Annotated in this window: 25 protein-coding genes and 1 pseudogene; 6 read left to right on the top strand and 20 right to left on the bottom strand. The window is 37.8% G+C overall.

All coding sequences use genetic code 11. From position 1 onward, the window contains the following. Window positions 1-71 precede the first annotated feature (71 nt). Complete coding sequence (locus NSS76_RS08955; protein ID WP_125587379.1) at window positions 72-1,343, top strand: MFS transporter; 1,272 nt, start codon at window positions 72-74, stop codon at window positions 1,341-1,343. A gap of 119 nt (window positions 1,344-1,462) precedes the next feature. Here the strand turns inward: NSS76_RS08955 and NSS76_RS08960 are convergent, their stop codons facing one another. From NSS76_RS08960 to NSS76_RS09025, 14 genes are all read right to left on the bottom strand, one after another. Next, entirely contained in the window at window positions 1,463-2,176 is a 714-nt protein-coding gene (locus NSS76_RS08960) for a LutC/YkgG family protein (RefSeq protein WP_341081830.1), read from the bottom strand. Beyond that, window positions 2,176-3,600 (bottom strand): LutB/LldF family L-lactate oxidation iron-sulfur protein, encoded by a 1,425-nt coding sequence (locus NSS76_RS08965; protein WP_149126615.1) that lies wholly within the window; start codon window positions 3,598-3,600, stop codon window positions 2,176-2,178. The genes NSS76_RS08960 and NSS76_RS08965 overlap by 1 nt, the downstream gene beginning before the upstream one ends. 20 nt (window positions 3,601-3,620) lie before the next feature. Next, the gene (locus NSS76_RS08970) at window positions 3,621-4,337 is read right to left on the bottom strand and encodes a (Fe-S)-binding protein (RefSeq protein ID WP_111927442.1); all 717 of its coding nucleotides are present in this window, start codon (window positions 4,335-4,337) and stop codon (window positions 3,621-3,623) included. A gap of 281 nt (window positions 4,338-4,618) precedes the next feature. Further along, window positions 4,619-5,887, bottom strand: coding sequence for an L-rhamnose isomerase (gene rhaA / locus NSS76_RS08975; protein ID WP_125587381.1), 1,269 nt, complete (start codon window positions 5,885-5,887; stop codon window positions 4,619-4,621). Window positions 5,888-5,908: 21 nt separating this feature from the next. Continuing rightward, window positions 5,909-7,327: a rhamnulokinase gene (gene rhaB / locus NSS76_RS08980; protein ID WP_125587382.1), complete on the bottom strand. Its 1,419-nt coding sequence runs from the start codon at window positions 7,325-7,327 to the stop codon at window positions 5,909-5,911. A gap of 139 nt (window positions 7,328-7,466) precedes the next feature. After that, window positions 7,467-8,435: an AraC family transcriptional regulator gene (locus tag NSS76_RS08985; RefSeq protein WP_149126613.1), complete on the bottom strand. Its 969-nt coding sequence runs from the start codon at window positions 8,433-8,435 to the stop codon at window positions 7,467-7,469. 207 nt (window positions 8,436-8,642) lie between these two features. Further along, window positions 8,643-9,293, bottom strand: coding sequence for a response regulator transcription factor (locus tag NSS76_RS08990; protein WP_024427104.1), 651 nt, complete (start codon window positions 9,291-9,293; stop codon window positions 8,643-8,645). Between the two features lie 5 nt (window positions 9,294-9,298). Beyond that, the gene (locus tag NSS76_RS08995; protein ID WP_341081835.1) at window positions 9,299-10,483 is read right to left on the bottom strand and encodes a sensor histidine kinase; all 1,185 of its coding nucleotides are present in this window, start codon (window positions 10,481-10,483) and stop codon (window positions 9,299-9,301) included. A gap of 101 nt (window positions 10,484-10,584) precedes the next feature. Then, a complete protein-coding gene (locus NSS76_RS09000) occupies window positions 10,585-12,747 on the bottom strand; it encodes an MMPL family transporter (protein WP_341081838.1) in 2,163 nt (720 codons plus the stop codon). Between the two features lie 216 nt (window positions 12,748-12,963). Further along, entirely contained in the window at window positions 12,964-14,067 is a 1,104-nt protein-coding gene (locus NSS76_RS09005; RefSeq protein WP_212048960.1) for a threonine synthase, read from the bottom strand. A gap of 72 nt (window positions 14,068-14,139) precedes the next feature. Next, window positions 14,140-14,514 (bottom strand): RidA family protein, encoded by a 375-nt coding sequence (locus NSS76_RS09010; protein ID WP_172881717.1) that lies wholly within the window; start codon window positions 14,512-14,514, stop codon window positions 14,140-14,142. Beyond that, window positions 14,511-15,176 carry a helix-turn-helix transcriptional regulator gene (locus NSS76_RS09015; protein WP_172881718.1) on the bottom strand — a complete coding sequence of 222 codons (666 nt, stop codon included), beginning with the start codon at window positions 15,174-15,176 and terminating at the stop codon, window positions 14,511-14,513. The genes NSS76_RS09010 and NSS76_RS09015 overlap by 4 nt, the downstream gene beginning before the upstream one ends. A gap of 146 nt (window positions 15,177-15,322) precedes the next feature. Next, complete coding sequence (locus NSS76_RS09020; RefSeq protein ID WP_169510854.1) at window positions 15,323-16,003, bottom strand: TetR/AcrR family transcriptional regulator; 681 nt, start codon at window positions 16,001-16,003, stop codon at window positions 15,323-15,325. A 42-nt stretch (window positions 16,004-16,045) separates the two neighbouring features. After that, a complete protein-coding gene (locus NSS76_RS09025) occupies window positions 16,046-17,233 on the bottom strand; it encodes an FAD-dependent oxidoreductase (RefSeq protein ID WP_341081847.1) in 1,188 nt (395 codons plus the stop codon). A gap of 242 nt (window positions 17,234-17,475) precedes the next feature. On the opposite strand from NSS76_RS09025, the gene NSS76_RS09030 reads away from it, so the two are divergent. After that, entirely contained in the window at window positions 17,476-17,673 is a 198-nt protein-coding gene (locus NSS76_RS09030; RefSeq protein WP_056766646.1) for a hypothetical protein, read from the top strand. Window positions 17,674-17,736: 63 nt separating this feature from the next. Here the strand turns inward: NSS76_RS09030 and NSS76_RS09035 are convergent, their stop codons facing one another. The 3 genes from NSS76_RS09035 to NSS76_RS09045 form a co-directional block, all read right to left on the bottom strand. Then, window positions 17,737-18,084 carry a DoxX family protein gene (locus NSS76_RS09035; RefSeq protein WP_024425167.1) on the bottom strand — a complete coding sequence of 116 codons (348 nt, stop codon included), beginning with the start codon at window positions 18,082-18,084 and terminating at the stop codon, window positions 17,737-17,739. Window positions 18,085-18,201: 117 nt separating this feature from the next. Continuing rightward, complete coding sequence (locus NSS76_RS09040; RefSeq protein ID WP_341081850.1) at window positions 18,202-18,627, bottom strand: MarR family winged helix-turn-helix transcriptional regulator; 426 nt, start codon at window positions 18,625-18,627, stop codon at window positions 18,202-18,204. A gap of 69 nt (window positions 18,628-18,696) precedes the next feature. After that, a complete protein-coding gene (locus NSS76_RS09045; protein WP_025093225.1) occupies window positions 18,697-19,269 on the bottom strand; it encodes a TetR/AcrR family transcriptional regulator in 573 nt (190 codons plus the stop codon). A 177-nt stretch (window positions 19,270-19,446) separates the two neighbouring features. Here NSS76_RS09045 and NSS76_RS09050 point away from each other — a divergent pair, with 177 nt between their 5' ends. Next, on the top strand, window positions 19,447-20,373 hold the full coding sequence (locus NSS76_RS09050) for a DsbA family protein (protein WP_212051889.1): 927 nt from the start codon (window positions 19,447-19,449) through the stop codon (window positions 20,371-20,373). Window positions 20,374-20,384: 11 nt separating this feature from the next. After that, window positions 20,385-20,702, top strand: a complete 318-nt coding sequence (locus NSS76_RS09055) for a monooxygenase (RefSeq protein ID WP_212048950.1) — start codon at window positions 20,385-20,387, stop codon at window positions 20,700-20,702. Window positions 20,703-20,750: 48 nt separating this feature from the next. Here NSS76_RS09055 and NSS76_RS09060 read toward each other — a convergent pair whose 3' ends face one another. Beyond that, window positions 20,751-21,698, bottom strand: a complete 948-nt coding sequence (locus NSS76_RS09060; RefSeq protein WP_341081855.1) for a carbon-nitrogen hydrolase family protein — start codon at window positions 21,696-21,698, stop codon at window positions 20,751-20,753. 100 nt (window positions 21,699-21,798) lie between these two features. Between NSS76_RS09060 and NSS76_RS09065 the strand changes: the two genes are divergently transcribed. Both NSS76_RS09065 and NSS76_RS09070 read left to right on the top strand, forming a co-directional pair. Then, window positions 21,799-22,689: a LysR family transcriptional regulator gene (locus NSS76_RS09065; RefSeq protein ID WP_257802831.1), complete on the top strand. Its 891-nt coding sequence runs from the start codon at window positions 21,799-21,801 to the stop codon at window positions 22,687-22,689. Window positions 22,690-23,031: 342 nt separating this feature from the next. Next, entirely contained in the window at window positions 23,032-23,799 is a 768-nt protein-coding gene (locus NSS76_RS09070) for a pentapeptide repeat-containing protein (protein WP_044334521.1), read from the top strand. A 34-nt stretch (window positions 23,800-23,833) separates the two neighbouring features. Here NSS76_RS09070 and NSS76_RS09075 read toward each other — a convergent pair. Then, a pseudogene (locus NSS76_RS09075) lies at window positions 23,834-24,242 on the bottom strand (cytidine deaminase). A 132-nt stretch (window positions 24,243-24,374) separates the two neighbouring features. Then, window positions 24,375-24,647, bottom strand: coding sequence for a DUF2651 family protein (locus NSS76_RS09080; RefSeq protein WP_024425174.1), 273 nt, complete (start codon window positions 24,645-24,647; stop codon window positions 24,375-24,377). Between the last annotated feature and the right edge of the window lie 58 nt (window positions 24,648-24,705).

A 24,705-nucleotide genomic window follows, 5' to 3' on the forward strand; every position in this document is an offset into this window, starting at 1 on the left:
AACAAAGACAGCAAAAATACAGGCATTCAAACGGATGTATCGTTTGAAGGTACTTGAGAGGAGATTTAAATATGGCTGGTAATGCAAAAGGCGGATTAAAGTCTACTATTACTGTAGCAATGTCAAATTATTTGGAGGCAGCATCCATCGTAGCTGCTGCTGGCGGCCTGACACTCTGGATGGAATATTTAAATTTAAATGACTTTAAACTGGGATTATTAGGAGCGCTGAGTGCTAATGGATTTGCTTCAGCTGCAGGAGCCCTCATAGGAGGCGTTCTGGTTGATAAATATGGGCGAAAGTTAATTTATAAATACGATTTATTGGTCTATATGTTTGGTGTCTTATTAACGATGTTGTCTTTTAACTTCCCCATGTTGTTAGCTGGATACATTATTACTGGAGTAGCCGTAGGAGCTGCCATTCCAGCTGCTTGGACGTATATAGCAGAAGAAGCGCCTGAAAATGAACGTGCATCTCGTGTAGGATGGGGACAGTTAGCGTGGTCGGTTGGTCCAGCTATTTCGTTACTCCTCTCTGTCGCCTTGGCCCCATTAGGTCTTTTAGGAAGCCGAATTATTTTTGGTCAATTATTTGTAATCGCTTTAATTACTTGGATTATGCAACAACAAATTAGTGAATCAAAAATATGGGAAGAAGAAAAACAAAAAGAAGAGAATCAAAAAGCAAATGGTGAAAAATTAAAAAGTCCAGTCAAAGAATTATTCACAATCAAAGCAAACCGTCATGCCATTATTTTATTACTAGGGATCTATTGCTTTTGGAACTTAGTAGCTGGTGTAATGGGATACTTCATGCCGTATATTTATCAGACCGTTGGAGGGCTTTCATCATCACAAGCAAATTTATTACAAGCGTTTTTATGGATTTTGACCGTTTTAGGAACGTACTTTGTCTTTATTAAACTAGGTGATAAAGTGAACAGACGTGTATTGTATGGCATAGGAGCGGCAATGGGGATTGCTGCTTGGGCTACTCTTACGTATGGCGGAATGGGCATGACTGAACTGCTTATATTTGTAATATTATGGGGAATTGCAGCTGGTTTTGGTGCTCAAGCATTTTATGGTCTTTGGTCAAGTGAGTTATTTCATACAAAATACCGTGCAAAGGCACAAGGATTCCTTTTTTGTACAGCGCGTGTAGCCGTTGGCCTTATATCACTTGTGATTCCAACGATGATTTCTACATTAGGATTTAAAATATCAGGTTCTATTATGATTGGGTTTCTTGTAATTGCTGCAATTATTGGATTAGTCATGGCGCCAGAAACAAGAGGAAAATCATTAAAAGAAATTGAAAAAGAACGATACAGCGCTTAAAAAAATAGCCAAGCTTTCTTTGAGAAGCTTGGTTATTTTTCTGCCTCCCCCCTGCTCTCCTTACTACAATAAAAAATAGAGATTCCAAATGGAAACTCTATTTTTTATATCAACCAACCTTACACAATGAAATAAAAAGCTTTTAAAGGTCCATGCACACCTACGACCAAATTCATTTCGATATCTGCAGAATTACTTGGTCCAGAAATAAAGTGAATACAAGAAGCAACAGCTTCTCCCTTTTCCACACGTTGGTTTAGGTCAGAAACAGCCTGTGTAATACGTGCCACAATCGTTTCACGCGGGATAATCGTGACATAGACAGTCGGCAAAAAGTGAAGTGCCCGCCCTTGTCCCTCATGAGTTTTTACAACAATTGTTCCTGACTCGGCAAGTGCATAGTCACTGAATGTAATACCAATATTGGCTTTTTCGGCGAGGGAATGATTCGCTTCACGTCCTCTTTTTGAATCCCATACATGTACCTCTATATTTTCTTCCGGCCATTCTTTTTCAAGTAAATCTGTTAAGCCATATTCTTTGAAACGTGAATCTTGGGCTGTCATTACGGGCCCCCCGCCATGTTCAGCAACAATTTTCTTTAAAGCTTCAGCTAAGTGATCTTTTGTTGTTTCAAAAACAGTGGTATGAATTTTGCTGCAGTGCTCTGTGAACGAAGCGATTAACTCCTTTTCTGTATAACCTTTCATTACATCCCAGTTTACGTTATTCTTCCACTCTGGTCGTACAACACCACTTATTCGTCTTTCGCGTCCTAGCTGTTTAGCCACATGATTTAAAAAAACTTCCTGATTTTGAGCTGTTCCTCTCATTACTTTTCACCACCTTTTTTATGATTGTCAAACCAGTCTCGAAAACGTTCTTTACTTGGAGCTGGGAATTCTCGAATTTCAGTCCAATTTTTTAATGGGCCAATTCCTTTGGAGACTCGATCTCCTGATACAATGGGCTTCATAGCTGTAGGTGCCATTTTTGTACCTAGTTTGTATAGAGCAGCAGATGATGCTCCCATTCCAAACATTTTCATCGCTAGTTTCTCACCGAGAGGAGCACGTCCTTCTTTTTCAACAATTACTTGACGATGTTTTAAAAGTAGTTCGTGTAGCGGAATTTTAACTGGACAAGCATCAGTACATGCTGCACAAAGAGTTGATGCATATGGCAGTTCTTTATAATCGTCATATCCACCTAAAAGTGGACTTAATACTGCACCAATTGGCCCCGGATAGATAGAGCCATAAGAATGTCCTCCGACATGACGATATACTGGACATACATTAATACATGCTGCACAACGGATGCATTGTAATACTTGTTGGAACTCAGACCCTAAGATTTCAGAACGGCCGTTATCAACGACAACAAGGTGAAATTCTTCTGGACCATCTGCCTCTTCTTCATATTTAGGCCCTACTGTTGTAATGTAACTCGTTAGCTTTTGCCCTACTGCACTTCTGCAAAGCAATCCAACGAGTACATCCAGCTCCTCCATTGTTGGTACAAGACGTTCCATTCCCATTACAGCGATTTGCGTTTTTGGAATAGCAGTTACAAGATCCGCATTTCCTTCATTGGTCACTAAACAGATTGATCCTGTATTTGCAACGGCAAAGTTGCAACCGGTGACACCGATTTCTGCTTCAAGAAATTTTTCGCGCAGGATTTTACGAACAAATTTTGTCATCTCGTAAGGATCTTCCGACTTTCCATAACCTAGTTTTTCTTGAAATACATCACGAATTTGTTCTTTTTTCATATGAAGAGCCGGCGCTACGATGTGGGAAGGTGGTTCATGATCATCAACTTGCAAAATGTATTCGCCGAGGTCACTTTCTACTACTTCACAACCTATGTCTTCTAAAGTTTTATTCATTTCGATTTCTTCGGTTACCATTGATTTGGATTTCACGACTTTCTTGGCTTGTTTTTTTTCTGCAACTTCCTTCATGTATTGAGCGGCGTCTTCTTTTGTTTTCGCAAAAAAGACATGTCCCCCGCGTTTTGTAACATTTTCACTTAATTGCATTAAGTAATAATCTAAATTCTCCAGCGTGTGTTGACGGATTTGCTCCCCTAAATCGCGCCATTCTTCCCAGTTCCCAAGCTCTTCACTAGCTGCCAAACGACGTGTATACAGGCGTTCTTGAGCTGTAGACACAGCTTCACGCATCGTAGAATCTTGGATTCCTTTCTCAATACGTTCATTAAATTTTTTATCACTAATTTTCATGCTCATGTCGTGTTCCCCCCCTTGAATTAACGGCTATTTAATACCTCTGCAATATGCAGTACCCGCGCTGATTTTCCTAAACGTTCTATTCGTCCTCCAATATTCATTAAACATCCACAATCTGCACTAATTAAATAGTCCGCACCTGTCTGTTCAACACTTTCCACTTTTTCGTCTACCATTTGTTCAGATATTGGCATCATTTTCACAGAAAAAGTTCCCCCAAATCCACAGCAATTTTGGGCGTTGGGAAGGTGCTCAACCTCTAATTCTTTTACATTAGAAAGCAGCGTAAAAGGTGCTTCCTTCACACCTAGCAAACGTGTCATATGACAAGATGTATGATAGGTCGCTTTCCCTTTTAAACGTGCCCCTACATCTGTAACCTTTAACACCTCTACGATAAATTGAGTTAGTTCATACGTTTTCTCAGCAAGACGCCTTGCTCGCTCCTCCCATTGAAAATCTCCTTTGAATATATGTGGATATTCGTGGAACATCGCTGCACAAGAACCCGAGGGAGTTACTATATACTCTGCATCTTCAAAGGTTTGGATCATATTTTTCGCTGCTTGCTTGGCTTCGGCAACATAGCCACTATTATAGGCGGGCTGGCCACAACATACTTGTGATGTAGGAAATGATACTTCACAACCAAGGTGTTCAAGTATCTCAACTGTTGCCTTACCGACATTCGGCTGGAAAGTATCAATTAAACATGTAATAAATAAGCTCACTTTCAATTTTAAAACCTCCTCTTAACGAATATTTAGATTTACCTGGTCGGCTGATGACTGAAAAGTAAAAGCAGGCCCCTTCTCTCATAAGTATTTTTATTGTGTATTCTCCATGTGAGATGAATATGATTCCCTTCAATTAGCACGCGTAGAGTGGAAAAAACATTGAGTTGTAACCTATTCATCTAAAAAGGAATCCTTGTAATATAAACAAGGGAATTGATCTATTAGACCCTTCCCCTGACTGTATCTCTTTGTAAATTTACTAGTTAGCCTTTCATGATTTTTTAGGCTAAAACAGAGTTTCTTTTTGTTAATACATCTTGCTCATATTGTTTCACTTCTTCCAGCCATGTTTCTTTTACAGGCACGCCCATTTTTTCACAATAGTAATCCCAGATTGCACCGAAAGGATACGTTTTGAATTCCTCTATTAATGCTAATCTTTCTGTAAAGTTTCCATCTTCCTGTAACTCTTTTAAATGTTCATTTGGTACTAACATTGCATATAGTAACGATTTAATCATGTTTCTTGTTCCAATTGTCCATGCTGCAACTCGGTTAATACTTGCATCAAAGAAATCAAGGCCAATCATCACTTTATCCAATGCTTGATTTCGAACAATTTCGAGACCAATTTCACGTAACTCATCATCCAGCGTCACAACATGATCACTGTCCCAGCGAACAGGACGAGAAACATGAAGGGCAAGCTTGTCACTGTAAAGCAGCATAGATGAAATTTTGTTTGATACCATTTCAGTCGGATGGAAATGTCCTGTATCTAATAAACATAGTTTATTATTCTTTAATGCGTATCCAAGATAAAATTCATGCGATCCAACCACATAAGATTCAGAACCAATACCGAATAACTTACTTTCAACGGCATCAAGATTATAGTTTTCATTGATCTCCTCTTCAAAAATCTTATCTAACGAATCTTTTAACCGTTGACGAGGCGTTAGTCGATCACTTGGAATATCTTTATAACCATCTGGAATCCAAATATTTGTTAAGGATGCTGTTCCTAATTCTTTACCAAAATACTCACCAATTTTGCGGCTGGCGATACAATGATTGATCCAAAAATTTCTGATATGTTCATCAGGATGAGACAACGTTAGCCCATCTGCTGCTTTTTCATGTGAGAATAATGTTGGATTGAAATCTAAGCCTACACCTTGATCTTTAGCCCATTTCACCCAGTTTTCAAAGTGTCTTGGCTCTAATTGATCCCTTTCAACGACTTCTCTATTTGTTTCCGCATAAATGGCATGTAAGTTCACACGATGTTTTCCAGGAATTAAAGACAACGCTTTCTCTAAATCTGCTCTTAGTTGTTGAGGTGTGGTTGCTTTACCAGGATAATTTCCCGTTACATCAATTCCACCTGACAATTCTCCTTTATTTACTTCAAATCCAGCAATGTCATCTCCCTGCCAGCAATGAATGGAAATCGGTACATGTTTTAATTGTTCCAATACTTCATCAACATTGATTCCCCATTTTTCATATTCTTTTTTCGCAATCTCATAATTTTCTCTTATTGTCATGTGATATTCTTCCTTTCTTTTTTACGGTGTCGTTACTGTTAAAGGTGTGTATTTTTTAACCTTAAAAGAGTTCTTAATGATTGTTCTTGCTTCTTTTATATCTTCAATTTCGCCAACTGCCATTAACTGCGCTACAATATTTCCAATGGCGGTTGCTTCAACTGGACCAGCGTATACTTCTTTTTTTGTTGCGTCAGCAATTAGTTGATTTAACAGTTCATTTTGGCAACCCCCTCCGATCACATTAATTTGATTGAATGTTCTTTCAAAAATTTCTTCAATTTGATTAATGGCTTGCTGGTAGCTGCATACTAAACTGTCAAACACACATTTTGCTACTTCTCCAGGTCTAGATGGAATTGGCTGGTTTGTTTCTTGACAATAACTTTGAATCTCTTGAATCATATTTTCTGGCTTTAAAAACCGTGGATCATCTACATTAACGATGGATTTAAATGTTTGAGCCTGATTAGCTAAGACGACCAACTCTGCAAAAGAAAATTGATTTTTATAATTTCTTTTCACTTCTTGTATCATCCAAAGCCCCATAATATTCTTTAAAAATCTATAGCGATAATCAATGCCGCCCTCATTGGTGAAATTGTAATCTAAAGCTTTTGTAATACATATTGGAAAATGATTTTCTACACCAACTAAAGACCACGTTCCTGAACTAATATAGATTGTTTCTTCCTGCTCAGGAACCGAAATGACAGCTGAACCAGTATCGTGAGTGGCTGGGAGAATAACCTTCATATTAAAGCCGAATTCCTCTATTAAATCTTCAGTCAATGTACCCAACACTGTTTTTGGGGGATGAATATCTTTGAACATTTCTTTGTTCATGCCTAGTTGATCTAATATCTCATGATCCCATTTCTTTGTGAAAGCATTAACCAGCTGAGTTGAAGTGGCATTTGTGTATTCGTTTGCCTTTTTTCCTGTTAATAAATAATGAAAATAGTCAGGAACCATTAGAAAAGATTTTGCATTTTCTAAAATCTCCGGATGATTTTGTTTGATTGAATAAAGTTGATAAATCGTATTAAATTTTTGAAATTGAATTCCTGTCTCTAGATACAGACGTTCCTTCATGAATGTTTTAAAAACCTCATCCATCATCCCGTCTGTTCTCGAATCGCGATAGGCAACAAAATCTGTTAAAGGTTTGTTCCATTCATCTAGTAAAACAAAGTCTACTGCCCATGTATCAATACCGATACTTTCTGGAGATAATCCCATTTCACTACATTGATGGATTCCCTTTTTTATTTCTTCAAATAATCGATCAAGCTCCCAGCAAAACTGGCCATTTTTTTGGACCATTTTATTCTCGAAACGGTGGATTTCTTTTAGATTTAAAAGTCCATCTTCAAGATGACCCGCTATTAATCTTCCACTAGAAGCACCAATATCAACTGCTAAACAACATTTCTTCATTTTAATCACCCTTTGCATGAAAGCGTTTGCTTATGTCTTTATATTAAGCCAGCTAAAAGGAGAAAATAATGTCTAAAATGATTTATTTATTGTCCTTATTTGCAATTGTTTAAAATAAAAAAGAACATTTAGCAGCATCTTATCTTTTTGCTAAGTGTTCTCTGAATTGCTTTGGTGTCTGATGATATTTGTTTTTAAAAATCCGATAGAAATAACTTACATTATCATATCCAACTTGATCTATAACAGAGGCAATTGGCATATCTGTACTTTCCAGTAACTCTTTCGCTTTATTTAAACGTTTTTCTTGAAGTAATTCTTTAAATGTATAGTTGGTAGCCTTTTTAATCTCTTTACTTAAAGCATAAGCGGGCTGGCTTAATTTTGTGGCTAATTCATTCAGTGATGCACTCTGGAAATGTTCATCAATATACTTTAATGATTCAACAATTAAATAATGTTGTACAGGATTGTCTTCTGTATGTTCGGCCTTATCAGCGTGTTTAATTAACTCCACCATTAAAAGCCCCATATACAATTTAATGGTGGATTCAGACATAAAAGCAGGAGACATAATTTCAATAATAATTTTTTTTATTAATTCTTGAATGCTTTCTACTTCTGAAACTTTAAAGTAAAGGAATTGTCCATTTTGAGTACTGTTATATAAACTGTTAATTAAGAAATTACTAATTCTATTTTCAGTCGTTAAAAACGAAAAGATAAAATCAAAAAAATGAGGTAAAATGATAAAATTAATAATAATGTCTTCTTCTGCACAAGCTTGAGTTTCATGCTCAATATGCTGGTTTAAAAATAACAGCTCCCCTTGTTGCAAATTTATTCTTTGATTCCCTACTTTTTGGTTATACTGTCCATTGTAAACATAATTAATCTCAATGTAGTCGTGTTTATGTTTAGGAAAATCCACAAAGCGTGTATGTTTTCGAACCGTAATCATACTCTCTTGATTGAGAAATTTTTGACTTTCTATAATAAAATTAGACTGATTGGTATAAATGTCTTTATTTATCTCTCTTCTGTTTTGTAGAATCAGTTCCTCTTCATCTGTTATCTTTAATAATTGATTGAGAAGATCATGTTGCATAGGTTTCTCCTTTGTTTATAATCTTACTTCATTGTTTATTAGACTTCTTCAACCAAAGCCCACATACCTTCTTTCTTATATAGAGTCTAACTCCATGCTTTTTAAAAAGAGACTACCTAAAGTAGTCTCTTTATTATTTCCCAAGCTCATAGGTTTGTACAAAAGTGCTTCTGCAAGAGTGGCTTTGACTCCTGTTTGTTCAATTATCTAAAAATGAATGATCCCTAATTCTATTGATGTTTTAATGGCTTCAGCTCTTGATGTCACATTTAGTTTTTGATAAATGTTTGTTAAATGTGCTTTTACAGTTCTCTCGGAAATTCCCATATCAAATGCAATTTCCTTACTCCGAAACCCTCTAGCTACTGCTTGCAAAACGAGCATTTCTTTTTCGGTAAGCAAGTGGTTGTCTGTTTTCAATTTTACTTGAGGTTCTTTGTGTACGGTTGATTCAAATACCTTTGAGGCCACATTTGATTGAAGTAAAATGTCTCCTCTAATGGCCGCTTCAATTGTATTAAATAAGTTTTCTCTGCTGGCATCCTTTAAGAGGTAGCCTTTTGCACCAAGCTGTAACCCTTGGATCATTAATTTTTCTTCATTATAAGTAGTCAGAATGAGTACAGGAACTTTTATTTGAAGAGTCTGCATTTCTCTAAGCATATCAAGCCCGCTCATCATAGGCATGTTGAGGTCAAGTAATACAAGGTCTGGGGATTTTTCTTTTATGACATCTATCCCCTTTCCTCCATCTTCTGCTTCTCCAACTACTTCAAATCTTTCGTCTGTTTCAAGAATTAATTTTAATCCTTCTCTCACAACATAATGATCATCAACAATCACAATTCGATAAGACACTGTATTTACTCCTTTTTCAAAGGTATGTTCACTATTACTTGTGTACCTTCATTTTTTTTACTTTTCAAATGGATCTCTCCACCAAGCAGCCGAACACGTTCTGACATACCAATGATGCCGTAATGTCCAAAAGTGGATTCTCGTTTTTTCTCATCAAATCCCACTCCATTGTCTGCTATTTCCAAATGGATGTGATCACCTTGTTGTACCATCACTAACTCGACATGGCTTGCTTTGGCATGTTTTGAAACATTCGTTAAGCATTCTTTTATCATGTAAACAGTATGTTCAATAAAAAAAGGTGACATATTCTGAGGTACAGATATCTTTGTACGAATTGGAATATTCGTTGCTGTCGTAAATCGATTTACTTCATTTTTCACTGTTTCAGTTAAATCGTATTGATCCTGACGATCCTTCCGAAGATCATCAATCACCATTCGTGCCTCACCTAATGTTTTTCGAGCTTGGCTCATTGAGCCCTTGATAATGCTTTGAGCACGCTGGGTATTTTGATTCACTAAATGTGCTTGAACAGCTTCCAATTGCATAATAATGCCTGCAAGCCCTTGTGCAAGGGTATCATGTAAATCTCTGGCCATTCTTTGACGTTCATTAGCAAGGGTTAACTCCTCCACCTGCTGATGTGCGAGTTCGAGTTCCTTTAGAAACGTTTGAGTTCGTATTCTAGCCTTTACTTGTCTAAAAAATAAGATAGAGTATGCAACGACCACAATAAGGATAAGAAATAAAATCGGAATGTAGACAGTCAGATCATCTGTATCATTAACCAAAATAAGAGCTAGAAAAAAAAGTACATAAAAACAAAGTCCTGTCAAAATAATCTTTAATGTATGATAGTATACACCGATGCTTTGAGCAATTAATAACGGTAAAAGACCAATTAAAATAACAGGAGAGGCAGCTTGCATAGCTAAAACACAAAGTAAAATAACGATTCCTTGTATGAAGAAATAAATCCAAGGCTTCTTCTTGAACCAATAAAATGACCACCAGTGCAAAATGAGATGGATCGCGATAAGGCCAGAAAAAAACAAACTTGAAAGCGATAATGATGCTGTTAAAAACTGAAAAATCATCGCTGCAGCATACACAAGAACGCCCCATAATAACGTGGGAATTCGGGAATAGATCATTTCATTAAATGGGTCTATCCGTTTCTTAAGCATAAATTCTCACCTTCCAAACCCCATCATAACACGAAAAATACCGCCCGCCTTTTAAAGAGGCAATGGCGGTATTAGGATTTTAACATTTTAAAAAGAAAACATTATATAATCTTCTTTTCTTTTTGGGCAATTGACTCTCCTTCAATATCAATATGCGGAAGCAATTGTGCCAGCCATTTTGGTAAGTACCAATTTGCCCGCCCTAATAGCATCATACAAGCAGGGATAAAGGTCATTCTAATGACAAATGCATCGAATAAAACCCCAAATGCCAATGTTAATCCCATTGTTTTAATAATCAAGTCTTGAGCAAAAATAAAGCTTGCGAAAACGAAAATCATAATTAAGCCTGCTGCAGTTACAACCCTGCCACTATGCTGTAATCCAGAAATAACAGATTTCTTTGCATCATGAGATAGAAGGAATTCTTCCCTCATTCTACTAACTAAAAATACTTCATAATCCATTGCAAGACCAAATAATATTCCTGTCACTAGTACAGGCATAAAGTTTAACAACGGTCCTGCTGCAGGTATTCCAAACAATGGGGCAAGATGTCCATCCTGTAAAACAAAGACAGCAAAACCTAATGTAGCAGTTAATGTCATTAAAAACCCTAGTACAGCCTTTAATGGAACAAGGAATGATCTAAATACAAGAATCATTAACACAAAAGCAAATCCAATAATGACTCCTGCAAATTTTGGCAATGCTTCACTGAGTCTATCTGAAATATCTATATTCACGGCAGTAGAACCAGTCACAAGAAACTTTGTGTCAGTCACACTCGATACATTTCGAATGTCTTTCACTAATTGCTTCGTTTCTTTATCCTCCGGACCACTTCTAGGTAAGATTGTTAACATTGCGTACTCACCCGATGGATCAGGGATCGCCGGCGTGATTTGTTTGATACCATCCATTTTTTCTAACAATTTTGATGATTCCTCGATGGACTTGGACTTCATCGTTTTATCTGCTTGAGAGGCATCTATGATGATGGCAAGTGGTCCATTAAACCCCTTGCCAAATCCTTCTGCTAAAAGATCGTATCCTTTACGTTCAGTTGTTTCTTTGCCTTTCATACCGTTATCCGGAAGACCAAGCTCCATATGAAGTGCTGGCCAGCTTATCAATCCTGTCAATAAAATGACACCTATCATTATTTTACCCGGATGCTTTTGAATATATCTTGCCCAGCCCATTGTTTTTTTCTCTTTTTTTGGCTGTAATTTAGAAAATAACTTATTTTGCCTGGAAGGACTCACCTTATCTCCAAGAAGCCCTAGTATAGCTGGAACAATCGTGAGAGAAACAAGCATAACAGATAGTACCATAAAGGCTCCCACAAGACCCATGATACCTAGAAACGGTATGTCAACTAATACAAGTCCACATAATGCAACAATAACAGTGACGCCCGCAAATAATACAGCACTTCCTGCGGTACCCACAGCTCTAGCAGCAGCCTCATTTAAATTGTAGCCCTCTGCTAACAGCTGTCGATATCTTGAAATGATAAACAGTGCATAATCAATTCCTACTGCAAGACCAATCATCACCGCTAATGTGAGACTAAATGCAGACATTTCAACAAAGTTTGAGGTGATTAAAATGACCATCACACCTATTACTAACCCAATCACAGCCGTCAATATTGGTAATCCTGCGACCAAAAGTGAAGCAAATGTAAAGGCTAAAATCAAGAAGGCGAAGACAATCCCTATGATTTCAGAAATCCCACCTACTTCAATTTCAGAGAATGTGACGGAGCCGCCTAATTCCGTTTGGATGCCCGCATCTTTTGAAATCTTTATGCTATTTAATACTTTCTCTTTTGAGGATTCCTTTACCTTGTCCGCTTTCATTCGATACGTAATATCCGCATATCCTATTTTCTTATCTTTACTTATCGTAAAGGTCTCATATAAATCGGTTACCTGCTTAACGGCTTTATCCTTTTTAATTTCTTTTATCGTCTCATTAATTTTATGTTTCACTTTCTTTGCTTCTAAAGTTTCATCTTTAGGTGCTTTAAATATTAGACGAATCGTTCCCCCATCATCACCTGCTGGGAACTTCTTTTCCAAAAGATCCATCGCTTTTTCAGATTTAGTTCCTGGAATCGACATATCTCCATTAAATGAAACGCCTGTCCCTATTGTTGCCGCAACTACAGCTGCTAAAATAAGTAACCAACCGATTAACATTCGTTTCGGCTTAGTAAAAGCAAAGTTTCCTAAGTTATATAAAAATTTAGCCATTCACTTACTCCTTTTTCATCGAATTCATGATATTCACCTCTTTATTCTACGTAATGAAATAGTTGATTGAAATTGTACTTTTGGGCAAAAGGGATTGTACATTTAGGCAAGAAAAAGAGCATCTCTTTTGAGATACCCTTCTATTGATAGAGAGCGTTCATTTTATCTATATCATCATCTGGTCAATTCCGGATCAGTTGTATTAGTCATATCTGGTTATTTTGATTTAATTCCTGCACCACAAAGAGGTATGACGATTGTTTCTTTTGCTTCCTTTTTATATTTCATGTAGCCAGCAAAATTGACGGCAGATGTCACTTCCACATAAAATCCTTTCTCACTTAGTTTAGAGCGTGCATTCAATATCTCATCCTCTTCAATATCTATAAATGTACCATTGGTATCTTGTACAGCTTCTAATATTTGTTTGGAGCGCGCCGGAGCAGCAATGGCTATTCCTTCTGCCAAAGTTCCTGTATTCGTAACAGGCGATGCTGATTCCACCGCGTTTTGATAAGCTTTCACGAGAGGAGCACAGTTTTTCGCTTGTATGGCAATGATTTTCGGTACTTTATGAATCAAACCATTTTCAAGTAAGTCTTTAAAACCGTAATACGCACCTAGGAGGAGAGTACCATTTCCAACCGGAATGATTAAAGCATCAGGTGCTCCGTTTACTTGTTCATATATTTCATAGGCGTATGTTTTTGTTCCTTCAAAAAAATAAGGATTATACACATGGCTTGCATAAAAAACGTTTTCGGCGTCTACTGCTTTTTGCGCCGCGGCTGCAATATCCTCTCGTGTACCGTGAATTTCTTTAACCGTTGCTCCATGGGCTTTTATTTGAGCGATCTTTTTAGGTGAAGTTTCATCGCTTAGATAGATGTCACATGCAATCTCGCAACGAGCTGCATAAGCGGCAATCGCCGTTCCTGCATTCCCGCTGCTATCCGCAATGACTTTTGATACCCCTAATTCCTTTGCCTTTGTCATTAAAACAGCAGCTCCTCGATCTTTAAAGGATAGCGTAGGCATCATATAATCAACCTTTACATAAGTGTTTGGCTCATTAGGATCTAAAACGATTAACGGAGTTTGGCCTTCACCCATTGTCACAGATTCCCAAGTCTTTGAACCTTTTGAAAATGGCATGGTTTCAACATAACGCCATAATGAGTTTGGGTAGTGATTCCAAGCCGCAATATCTATTTGAGGGGTATCTTTCACCAGGTTTAATACGCCGTTACAATCACATTTCCATAGAGTTGGTGTCATCTCATACTTTTTACCGCAATCGTTACAAATCAATTGATTCATCAATCATCAGCCCCTTCGAATAATTTTTTATACAAAATATACTTTTTTATATATCATAGGCAAAAAAATATTCTAAATATAAGAAATAGCATCAATTTCAATTTTGAAACCAAAATGTAATTCATTCGTTGGGACAACAGTACGTGCTGGTTTATGTTCACCAAAAAATTGAGTATAAACCGCATCTACTTTGTCCCATAAATGAATATCCGAAATGTATAATGTCATACGCAAAATCTTTTCTTTTTTACTTCCGGCTGCTTCTACAATCATCTCCACATTCTTAAGTGCTTGTAATGTCTCTTCTTCAATGGGGCCGAATTCTTTTTCTCTCGTTTCGGGATTGATGGCAAATTGTCCTGAAACGTAGACCGTGTTTTGATGAATGGTTGCAAATGCATAGTGTCCGTTGGATTTTAGATTTCCTACCTCAAGGATGCTTTTCATTTCGTTTCCCCTTCATTCGATTTATGTTTGATTTCATCCAAATAGCTATAGACGGTGACTTTAGAAATACCTAACATAGATGCGACCTTCTCAACCGAACCTTTCATTAAAAAGATTCCCTTTTCATCCATGAACCTTATTAATTCAATTTTTTCATGACGTTTCATAACTGGGTGGACACTGTTTTGAATGATCTGTTGAATCAATTGATCTACGATTCCTTCCACATTTTCAAGATCATCATTTGATGTTGTTTCATTCTCTTGAACTTCAACTTTTGTAGAAAGAAAAGTATCTATAAATTGCTGCATTTGATTCAATGCTTCAACATCAAAATTGATACAGAATGCCCCGATCACCTTTTTCTTCGAATCACGAATTAATGAAGTCGAAGAACGAATGGTACGGTTGTCTTCTGTTTTAAATGTATACCCAGCAAGATAATCTTCTTTAAAATCTTCTGATTGTAAAACAGTCTTTACCAAATGATCAAATGATTGACCGATTTTTCTTCCCGTCACATGATGATTGACTGTAAACATGACAGATGCTTGAGGGTTCGTTAAATCATGAATAACGACTTCACAATTTGGTCCAAACATTTTAGCCGTAGATTTTGCTAAAGGAATATAGCTCTCTAATAAATTCTTTATATTTTCCATGCCTAAGCACCTCATTTGTTTATTCTACTATATTATATAATTTTTTATATATAAAAACAATATATAGATTTTTTTATATATGTTGAAAAAGTTAAGAAAATATAAAAAAAAAGCAGCCATTGACTGCTTTTTGCTTGTGCTCCTTTCTAATTGATTTCTTGCTGGATTCCATACAAAATGACTTCAATTCCCCACCTGAACCGTTCCATTGATACGGTATCACCTGCAAACATTTCTTCTTTTAGGCTATGGATGAAAGGAAACCGCGTTTTGTCTGCATCATGAAATGCTTTTTTTGTATCTGAAATCTGCGAAGAGCCATGTTTCTTCCAAGAGACCTTTTCGTATGCTACGGAAGATACGTATAACAGTAACAGGTCTACTCCCCATGCAGCAGATGTAGATTTAATCCCGCCTTCATGCAATGCAGCGAGAATATGTTCGGTCAACTGTAAAAAGTTCGTTCCTTGCGGGATGGTGGAAAGAGAAATTTCAGCAAGACCAGGTTTTTCGAATAACAGTAGGAAATAAGTATGCAATATGTCAAATAACTGTTCTTTCCATGTGCCATTCACTGAATCTGGATAAACCATTTGGCCGAGACCATAATCCAATACGTAAGCACTTAGTTCTTGAAAATTGTTCACGTAGACATACAAAGATGCAGGTCCCGTATCGAGTGCTTTAGCCACCTTACGCATACTCATGCCCTCTAACCCTTGCTCCTTTAGAAGCTCATAGGCAGTTTTCACAATGAGTTCACGGCTTAAGGGCTCTTTAGCCGGCCGAGACCGACGACTTATAATACGACGATTTGAATTGTTCATAATCTCTTTATAACATGTCAAAGTCAAATAGTAAATTGAGCATCAATCACCGTTTTCTTGAAAAGAATTCATCATTTCAGCAAGCTTGACTGCAGCATCTTTTGAAAAACACAGCTTTAAACTTTTTTCAGATTCATGAGCTTTCTCCGATGAATATTCGTACATCCTGTCTTCGTATTCTTCAATAGCCTTTTCAATATGATGAGGATTTCGAACAATCGCAAGTGCAAGCTCCATTGCATCAAACATCGCCATGTTTACACCCTCCCCTGCGAATGGCGACATGACATGAGCGGCATCACCGATAAGCGTTGCTCCTTTATGGCGGTTCCATTTAAAACCGACAGGAAGCGTATAAATCCGTCTTGGAATGATGGCATCTTCTGCATAACGAATATAATTTTTCAGCTGATCGTCCCAATCACTAAATAATTCTAATAATTGTTCTTTTGCTTCTTTCGCTTGATGAAACGGAATACCACAAGTCTCAATCCAGTTACGCTCTACCATAAGGCTTGCATACACTTTGATTCGTCCATCTCCGTTTAACTGACCAATCAGTCCTTTGTGGTCAGCTAAAGCAAACATCTTACCACGTTTATTAAATGCAGCTAAATCAGGATGGTTCATCTCTACGTTGAGGATATTCAGTTCCAGCATCGTGAGTCCGGCGTATTCAATATCAATATCTGTTAAGAGAGGACGCACACGAGAAAAAGCACCATCTGCCCCGATTACAAGTTCAACTGTCTCAACAACTCCGTTTTCAAAATGAAGCTCCGTCATGCCGCTTTCTAGTGAAATGCAACTTTCTAGTGAAATGCAACTTTCTAGTTTATATCCATATTTGATGTTTTCAGCATCAATTTGATCTAACAGCAGTTCGCACAAAAGACCACGATCAATTTCTGGGCGGGTGCCTTTTTGCTCTGATTCCGTTTCTTCATCTAAATAAATTCTTCCTGATTTATCAAGTAAGCGGAAATCTTCTCCTTCATAGCGGGCGTTCCTTTGAAATTCCTCATAAACTCCTGCTTCTTTTAAAGCTTTTTGACCTGTTTCTTCATGAATATCCAGTGATCCCCCTCTTTCAAGACTCTTGTCATGCATCTCTCGCTCATAGATAGTAGTTTGTATACCGTAATTTTGCAGAATTAAGGCGAGTGTTAGCCCCCCAGGCCCTCCTCCAATAATAGCGATCTGCTTTTGTTTCTTAGATAATGCCGTCATCGTATGCATCTCCTCTTCTTTATGGAAATCGTTTAAAGCCACATCACATTTATATTATAACGAACACCGTTCGTAAAGAACAGTGTTCGTTTAAAAAGTTTATTTCACAATTGTGTGTTTTACAATCGCCCGCCACCATATGATACACTTCAACTAGGAATGTGAAAGGATGTCAAATCATCACAATGATTCTTGAATCAGTCGTTTCCATTGTTCTAATTCTGAGTGTAAGAGGTGTTTCTATGAATAAATTATTGGCAATGTTGATATTAGGATTGAGTTTTAGTGGTGCCGCTCTCATTCTTTCTGTCCCTTTGTTATTCAAGTCCAAACCAGAACAATTTGAGCTGGTGTTTGCTGCTGGATCAGCGGGCGCTTTCGCAGTATTCGCTGTCTCATGCCTAGTTCTTCGAAAACAATTCAATCGCAAAAAAACCTAAACACAATCCGCCATTAGAATAATGGAGATTTGTTTAGGTTTTGTGTTTTATTCTGATATCAACTTAAAGAATGTGGTACAAGCTGACCCCGATACTGAGAGCGAATAACACAAGTGCAGGGAGTGCTTTTTTAAAGGGATCTTTGGCTAATACGATCAGAGTAAAGGCAGCTGCAAGCATCGTGCCTCCTAACAGTAAGCCTGATAATATTGCTATTGTTGGCATCCATATGCCGATCAGCATTCCAGCAGCGCCTATGAGCTCAAAGGCTCCGGTTAAAACATTAAAAAAAGCAGGTAAACCAAATCGTTTGAACTCTTCTGCCATTTTCCCTGATATAATTTTCGATCCTGTTACAAAAAAGAAAGCAGCCAATATCATTTGCAGAATAAGTATGAAAATCGTGATCACATCTTTCTAAGTTATTTGACTGAAACACTCAGTCCAAAATGGACAAATTTTCAGCTGGTGAAAATTATATGTCATAGCATATATTAGGTATAAATCGTTTGTTACAGATTAGACGTTTCAAAATTCATAGTGTGAATGAAATAATTTGTTCAAAAGTAATTTTAATTGTTGAATCTCTTCATCGCTTAATTGCTTTGTTACCGTTTGGTGTGCATCCATGACGACAGGAAGAATGGCCTTTTTGACCTCGTGCCCTTTTTCTGTTAAAAGCAGGTGATGTGAGCGCCGGTCTTGTTCGTTATAGATTTTTTTGACAAGCCCTTTTCGTTCCATTGATTGGATCATTCTGACGACAGTGGTTTGATTTTTATCAATTCCTTCTGCCAATTCTTTTTGAGTAGTCCCCTTTTCACTGCTCAGAATACTGATAATACTCCATTGTTCAGGAGTGACCCCGTAAGGCTTTAACCTGTTTGTAAAATAATTTGTCATTTTGAGATCGGTACGATGAACGAGATAACCTATTAAATCTTGTAACTCCATGTAAAACACCCTCTATGAAATTTATATGCTATAGCATTTATATTAGTGAAGCCTTTGAAAATTGTCAAATCAACTATCTGCTTGTTTAAAATCAATCCCTGACAAAATATATGGAACTGCTGATTTGATAAACTCCTCTGATGATATGTGCGAACTATTTTTTCTCCACTCAACAGAAGCTCCGTGAATTCCCCAGCTTAAAAAAACAGCTGTGACCTTCAGAATTTGCTTTTCGACATTTGTATATTGATTGATTAACAATTGATAAAAAATAATTTCAAGCTGTTCCCTCACAATAGGAGCAAGTTCAGTTTCATATTCTACTTGGCAGCGGTTATGCAGAGATTGTTGAAAATTCGTTAATGCTTTAAAAATATTGATGATCGTATCTTCATCTAGTTTACGATGATTGAAATGAATACTTTCTAAATTAATCGATAATACTTCTGACAGCGTTTTATCCAGCAAATCGTATTTATCCTCAAAATGATAATAAAACGTCGCTCGGTTGATCATGGCTTCTGCCGTGACATCTTTGATCGTAATATCCTTAAATTCCTTTTTCGATGAAAGTTTCATAAAAGACTCCATGATTAACTTACGCGTTCTTAAAACCCGAGGGTCTGTCTTTGGCTGCGTCATCTTATCCCTCCTCCTTTTTCAACACATCTATCAATCTGTTGGATAAACAACAAATTGAAGAAATTATTGGTGTTGGTCTTACTCATTGTGTCTTAAGATCTAATTGTAATGCAAATGATTGATTCAAACAAACATAGGGAATAGCGTTTCCTGCATAATTTGAGGAGGTAAATGAAATTGAAAAACAATGAGATGTTTTGTGATATAGAAACAGGTGTATGTGGTGTAGGTGAAGAAGAGGATATCCAGGTGATTGATTTTCAACAATCTAAAAAATCTATTACGCTCTATTATGTAACAGACCCGATTTGTTCGCATTGCTGGGCAATTGAACCTGTCCTGCGTCGATTGAAAGAGCAATATGGACATTATTTTCATTTCCAGACTGTGTTGGGTGGACTGTTAGAGAAATGGCATGGTGGTCCAATTGATCCTGCAAACGGAATTTATAAGCCTGCTGATGTTGCTGGTCACTGGAGAGAGGTTGGAGAACATTCTCGCATGCCAATAGATGGTTCCTTAATGATTGACAATCCTGTTCAATCCTCCTACCCGCCCTCTCGCGTGTTCAAAGTGATTCAAAAACATCATGATGATGCACTAGCCTATACTTTTTTACGCCGTGCAAGAGAAGCGCTATTTGCCTTCAATCAAAATATATCGGATATCACGGTGTTAATTGATATCGTCAACGACCTTGGACTTAACGGAGATGTGATAGTCCATGAAGCGGAGCTGCCTAGCGGCCAGGAATTATTAGATCAAGATTTTACTCTTGTTCGAGACCTTGGTGCTAGAGGTTTCCCAACGATCATCTTCGTCAACGAAGAAAATAAAGGAGTCAAAATCACGGGTGGCCGCTCATTTGAAGTCTATGTTGAAGGATTAAAGCAAGCTTTAAACACTGAAGAACTTCAACCGAAAAAGCGCCCAGCTGTTTCAATCCTGCTCGAAAAAGAAAAACTTCTATTTTCTAAAGAAATTGAAGTAATGTACGATGTTGACCAATCAGATGTACGGTCTTTTATGAAGAAAGAACTTCCCCAGCAGCAGTATCAAATGAAAGAAGTGCTGGGAGAACTGTATTTTACAACTTCGACATAAGGAGAATGACGATGGCACATTTATTACAGATGGATTTTAAGATGAAGGGCCCTTTCGGTGATGAAATGGCAAAAGAGTTTTCTGATTTAGCGAAAAGTATAAATGAGGAAGACGGATTCATATGGAAAATATGGACGGAGAATCCCGAGAAGAATGAGGCTGGCGGAATCTACTTATTCGAAACAAAAGAAGCAGCTGAAAACTATCTTGAAATGCATTCTAAAAGAATAACCAGCTTTGGAATAACAGACATCAACGCTAAAATCTTTGATATTAATGCTGAGCTTTCTCAAATCACAAAAGGTCCATTAAAAACTCATCAAGGTTGACACACGAAAAAAGAGCGGCTGGATGGCTGCTCTTTTTTTCGTGTGATTTCATCGATTCATCCACTTTACATTTTCTTTTTTCTCTTCATTGACGACGAGCTGGAAGACATCAGGTCTTGAATAATGTCCTACGACATCGAAGTCAAATTGACTAGAAGAAATATCACGCAAATCAAGATCTGCCAGCAGTATCTCTTCTTGACCATAGACAGGTTCTTTTATATATTCGCCTAACGGACCGACGATTGCACTTCCCCCTCGGCACATTTCATCAGGAGAAGATGCTAATTCATCATAGCAGGCTAAATCTTTAGGATACATCTCTTTATTCACATATTGATTACAAGATAGAACGAAGCATCGGCCTTCTGCGGCAATATGGCGAATCGTTGATTGCCATAGCTCCCTGGAATCTGCCGTAGGGGCTATATAGATTTGGACGCCTTTTGCATACATCGCTGCTCTAGCTAATGGCATATAGTTTTCCCAGCAAATTAAAGCGCCTATTTTACCATATGGTGTATCGAAAACCGGCAGTGTGCTGCCATCCCCTTCTCCCCATATGAGTCGTTCAGATCCTGTCGGCTTTAGTTTACGGTGCTTTCCAAGTAAGGTTCCATCTGGTCCGAAAAACAATACGGAACAATATAAAGTCCCGCGGCTTGATTCATCATCTCTTTCAATGACACCAATGACGAGGTAGACACCAGCTTTGCGGGCTGCTTCTCCTAATCTGTCTGTCGTTTGACTAGGAACTGGAACTGAATTTTCTAAGTAACGAAGCCAGTCCTTTCTTCCTTCTGGAGAACGGCTTCCTACTGTGGCGCCAAATGCTAGTCCTCTTGGATAAGCAGGTATAAAAGCTTCAGGAAATACAACAATATTGGCTCCTTTTTCTCCAGCCTGAAGTGTTAACGAAATGGCTTTTTCAATACAAGCTTCTCTATCCATAATGACAGAAGCAGCTTGCACAACAGCAACTCTACATGTTGACATCTTACCCCCTCCTTATTCTCAGTGTAAAAATAAATGTTTATCATGTACAATATATCATCATCATAATGAGTATGCCTTATTGGAATAATGGGAGGATAAAATGAACATACGGGACTTTGAAATTTTTAAAACAATTGCGGAATGTGGAAGTTTTTCAAGAGCAAGTGAAAAGCTTTTTATCGCACAGCCTTCCCTTTCTAAAACCATTCAAAAATTAGAGAAAAAACTGGGTGTCATCCTATTCGATCGGTCAAATCGAATTTTTAGGTTAACGGATGAAGGACAGCTTGTATATGAAAAAGCGATTGCGGTGCTGCAGCAAATGAATGAGCTGCAAATGGAGCTGGGTGATACCGAGACGCATATTCGCGGCCATTTAAAGATCGGTCTGCCACAAATAATTGGTACCTTTTTCTTTTCCAAAGTGGCAAAGTCTTTTACTAAAAAGCATCCAGATGTGACGCTCGAAATGATTGAAGAGGGCGGCTTGCATGTAGAAAAACTCGTTGAGAAAGGCGAAGTAGATGTTGCCTTTGTTGTCATACCTGCGCAAAGTCATGAATTAGAAGAACAACTCATTTTTGAAGCGCCATTTGTGGCTTGTTTACCAAAAAATCACGCTTTAAAAGATGAACAACAGCTCTCACTCGAACAGCTTAAAGAGGATAACTGGATATTGTTTGATTCTTCATTTGCGTTGAGTCAAGTGATTTTAGATAGCTGCCGTAAGGAACATTTTGTTCCCAACATCGCTTACAGCACAACACAATGGGATTTGCTTTTGACATTAGTTCGTGATGAACTTGGAGTGGCGATCCTTCCAAGTCCTTTAACGGATATGTACAGAGAGGACATTTGTGTAAAACCAATTAGCAGTCAATATATTCCCTGGAAAATTGGCATTGTCGTGAAGAAAGATCGATATAAAACACGTGCTTTGAAGGCTTTTTTAAAAATCGTTGCGGATATCTATTCTGGGGAACAGAAATAGAAACAAATAAAAAAATCATCCTTCTTAGTTTCTCCATGATAGCACCTGTCAGCCATGCAATAGACATGAGACCATCAGGTCATCACTTTCTGCTCGTTTTCCACGCCATCGTATGACAGACTTTCCACATGTACAGGCTTTTGCAGAATGTAATGATCAAAAAATGAATGTGAAATACACATTTTGATATAAGCGCTTTTCAAAACGATGACCACCCTCTTTATGTTTCTAGCTTTATGATATAATAACTTGTCAGTGCCAACCGCTTAGTGAAACCGAAATGAACTTGCTGGAAGGTATTCATCATTGGAAAAGATTCTGAAGAAATGATAGGTGATCACAATGAGAAGGCTTGAGTCTGGAATGTCAGTAGACAACGAAATATTTTCTGATATTGTCAGGTATGAACATGAAACGATAAGCGGAACGACCATCAATAACTCGAATGTTCATTCACCTATATTTTGGAACTGTCAGCTGCGTCATCTTGTATTTAATACGTGTGATCTGACGAATGCGAGATTCTTTGCAGGTAGTACGATTGAGCATTGTACGTTTATTCGTTCCGATTTGCGCTCTGTTGGGATTGCTAAAGGCGAGGCTGTTTTTACGAATTGCGAATTTTCCTCCTGTGATATGAGAGGAATGACATTGGAAAATGCTGCGTTTATCAACTGTACATTTTATCAATGCAGGTTTAATGACCGCATTTTACAAGCAGCGAATATCGTTCATTGTACCTTTACCGGTAAGCTAGTGGATATAACGTTTGAGGGAAATGGTAAACAAAAGCTGATCGCCAACTTTGAAAACTGCATTCTTGACGGTGTTCGCTTTACAGGCTGTGACCTGTCGCAATGTATTCCGCCAGCTTCCAAAAACCATCTATATGTTGAAAAGGTCTCCGCGCGTGTCAAACAGGCATTGCTGAAGATAAATCATGACCCTCATCTTTCTGACGAGGATCGGAAAGTACTGGTACGCAGCCTGCGCAGGCTTGAGCATATGGAACAATATATTTTTAACACGGCGCATATGGAGAACATACATGGGGCTGATTTTGTGGAGCGATTTTTCAGTTATCTGGAATGTAACAAAGAGAACGCTTGATGCGTCCCTCTTCCTGCTAAGTCTAGGTCGTACATCAACTTCTAGTATATTTGAGTGGAATCAGTTCCCCGATTTTCACTTTGACTAGTTCGCCATCTATTTCTATGATGACAAAACATTCTGGTCCGAAATCTGAAATGAGCTCTCTGCAGATGCCGCAAGGGCTTACGACCCTCAATCTTCTATCCTCTTCATCTGAATATGGATGTTGTATCAAAATCTTTATATCCATTCGATAAAGCACTGCCAATTGCAATGGCTTCTGCACAAACCGTTACCCGTCCGATATACGCTTCTATATGGACAGCCGAGATCATTTCTCCTGTTTTCATGCGGATAGCGGCTCCTACATGGTGTTTATCCTCTTCATAAAGGCTCGTAATCTTCTTTTTTGCTTCGTCTATTAACTCTACATCTTTTGGAGTAAGATCAAATGTGTGCATTGTGTCCCCTTCGCCCTTCTATGCTCGTTTTGAATATACTGATCTATTATACCAAACTTCAGATAATGGGCGGTTCCGCTAGATGAAGAATGGATACAAAAAAGCTGATTTTTGTGACCATCAGCTTTTTCGTTATGCTCTTTTATAGCGGGCATACATATATCGAATGATTTTTGTGATGACAGAGGTACACATGCATAAAAAGGTCATGACCACGACCCAATACATATTTGACATGTCAAACCCAGTATAGGCAAATATGAAAATAGTGGAGACTGCAAATGTGATGATAAGAACGATGTAAACTCGCTTAAAGATGCAGTAGCCAACAATCCCCCATACCAAAGATAACAAAGGCAGTGTAAATAAGATTAGCGCCATGGGATGAAGAAAGAAAACACTCATCATGTCACTCTCCTTTATGAACCGGTGAACAACCGAATATGTATCATATTAATAGGAA

Source organism: Bacillus sp. FSL R5-0654, assembly GCF_038008745.1.
Lineage (GTDB): Bacteria > Bacillota > Bacilli > Bacillales > Bacillaceae > Bacillus > Bacillus safensis.

Coding starts and splice junctions, on each gene's coding strand:
- NSS76_RS08955 (WP_125587379.1), top strand. CDS start 72: ATGGCTGGTAATGCAAAAGGCGGATTAAAGTCTACTATTACTGTAGCA.
- NSS76_RS08960 (WP_341081830.1), bottom strand. CDS start 2,176: ATGAGAGGAACAGCTCAAAATCAGGAAGTTTTTTTAAATCATGTGGCT.
- NSS76_RS08965 (WP_149126615.1), bottom strand. CDS start 3,600: ATGAGCATGAAAATTAGTGATAAAAAATTTAATGAACGTATTGAGAAA.
- rhaA (WP_125587381.1), bottom strand. CDS start 5,887: ATGACAATAAGAGAAAATTATGAGATTGCGAAAAAAGAATATGAAAAA.
- rhaB (WP_125587382.1), bottom strand. CDS start 7,327: ATGAAGAAATGTTGTTTAGCAGTTGATATTGGTGCTTCTAGTGGAAGA.
- NSS76_RS08985 (WP_149126613.1), bottom strand. CDS start 8,435: ATGCAACATGATCTTCTCAATCAATTATTAAAGATAACAGATGAAGAG.
- NSS76_RS08995 (WP_341081835.1), bottom strand. CDS start 10,483: ATGCTTAAGAAACGGATAGACCCATTTAATGAAATGATCTATTCCCGA.
- NSS76_RS09000 (WP_341081838.1), bottom strand. CDS start 12,747: ATGGCTAAATTTTTATATAACTTAGGAAACTTTGCTTTTACTAAGCCG.
- NSS76_RS09005 (WP_212048960.1), bottom strand. CDS start 14,067: ATGAATCAATTGATTTGTAACGATTGCGGTAAAAAGTATGAGATGACA.
- NSS76_RS09010 (WP_172881717.1), bottom strand. CDS start 14,514: ATGAAAAGCATCCTTGAGGTAGGAAATCTAAAATCCAACGGACACTAT.
- NSS76_RS09015 (WP_172881718.1), bottom strand. CDS start 15,176: ATGGAAAATATAAAGAATTTATTAGAGAGCTATATTCCTTTAGCAAAA.
- NSS76_RS09020 (WP_169510854.1), bottom strand. CDS start 16,003: ATGAACAATTCAAATCGTCGTATTATAAGTCGTCGGTCTCGGCCGGCT.
- NSS76_RS09025 (WP_341081847.1), bottom strand. CDS start 17,233: ATGACGGCATTATCTAAGAAACAAAAGCAGATCGCTATTATTGGAGGA.
- NSS76_RS09030 (WP_056766646.1), top strand. CDS start 17,476: ATGAATAAATTATTGGCAATGTTGATATTAGGATTGAGTTTTAGTGGT.
- NSS76_RS09040 (WP_341081850.1), bottom strand. CDS start 18,627: ATGGAGTTACAAGATTTAATAGGTTATCTCGTTCATCGTACCGATCTC.
- NSS76_RS09045 (WP_025093225.1), bottom strand. CDS start 19,269: ATGACGCAGCCAAAGACAGACCCTCGGGTTTTAAGAACGCGTAAGTTA.
- NSS76_RS09055 (WP_212048950.1), top strand. CDS start 20,385: ATGGCACATTTATTACAGATGGATTTTAAGATGAAGGGCCCTTTCGGT.
- NSS76_RS09060 (WP_341081855.1), bottom strand. CDS start 21,698: ATGTCAACATGTAGAGTTGCTGTTGTGCAAGCTGCTTCTGTCATTATG.
- NSS76_RS09065 (WP_257802831.1), top strand. CDS start 21,799: ATGAACATACGGGACTTTGAAATTTTTAAAACAATTGCGGAATGTGGA.
- NSS76_RS09070 (WP_044334521.1), top strand. CDS start 23,032: ATGAGAAGGCTTGAGTCTGGAATGTCAGTAGACAACGAAATATTTTCT.
- NSS76_RS09080 (WP_024425174.1), bottom strand. CDS start 24,647: ATGAGTGTTTTCTTTCTTCATCCCATGGCGCTAATCTTATTTACACTG.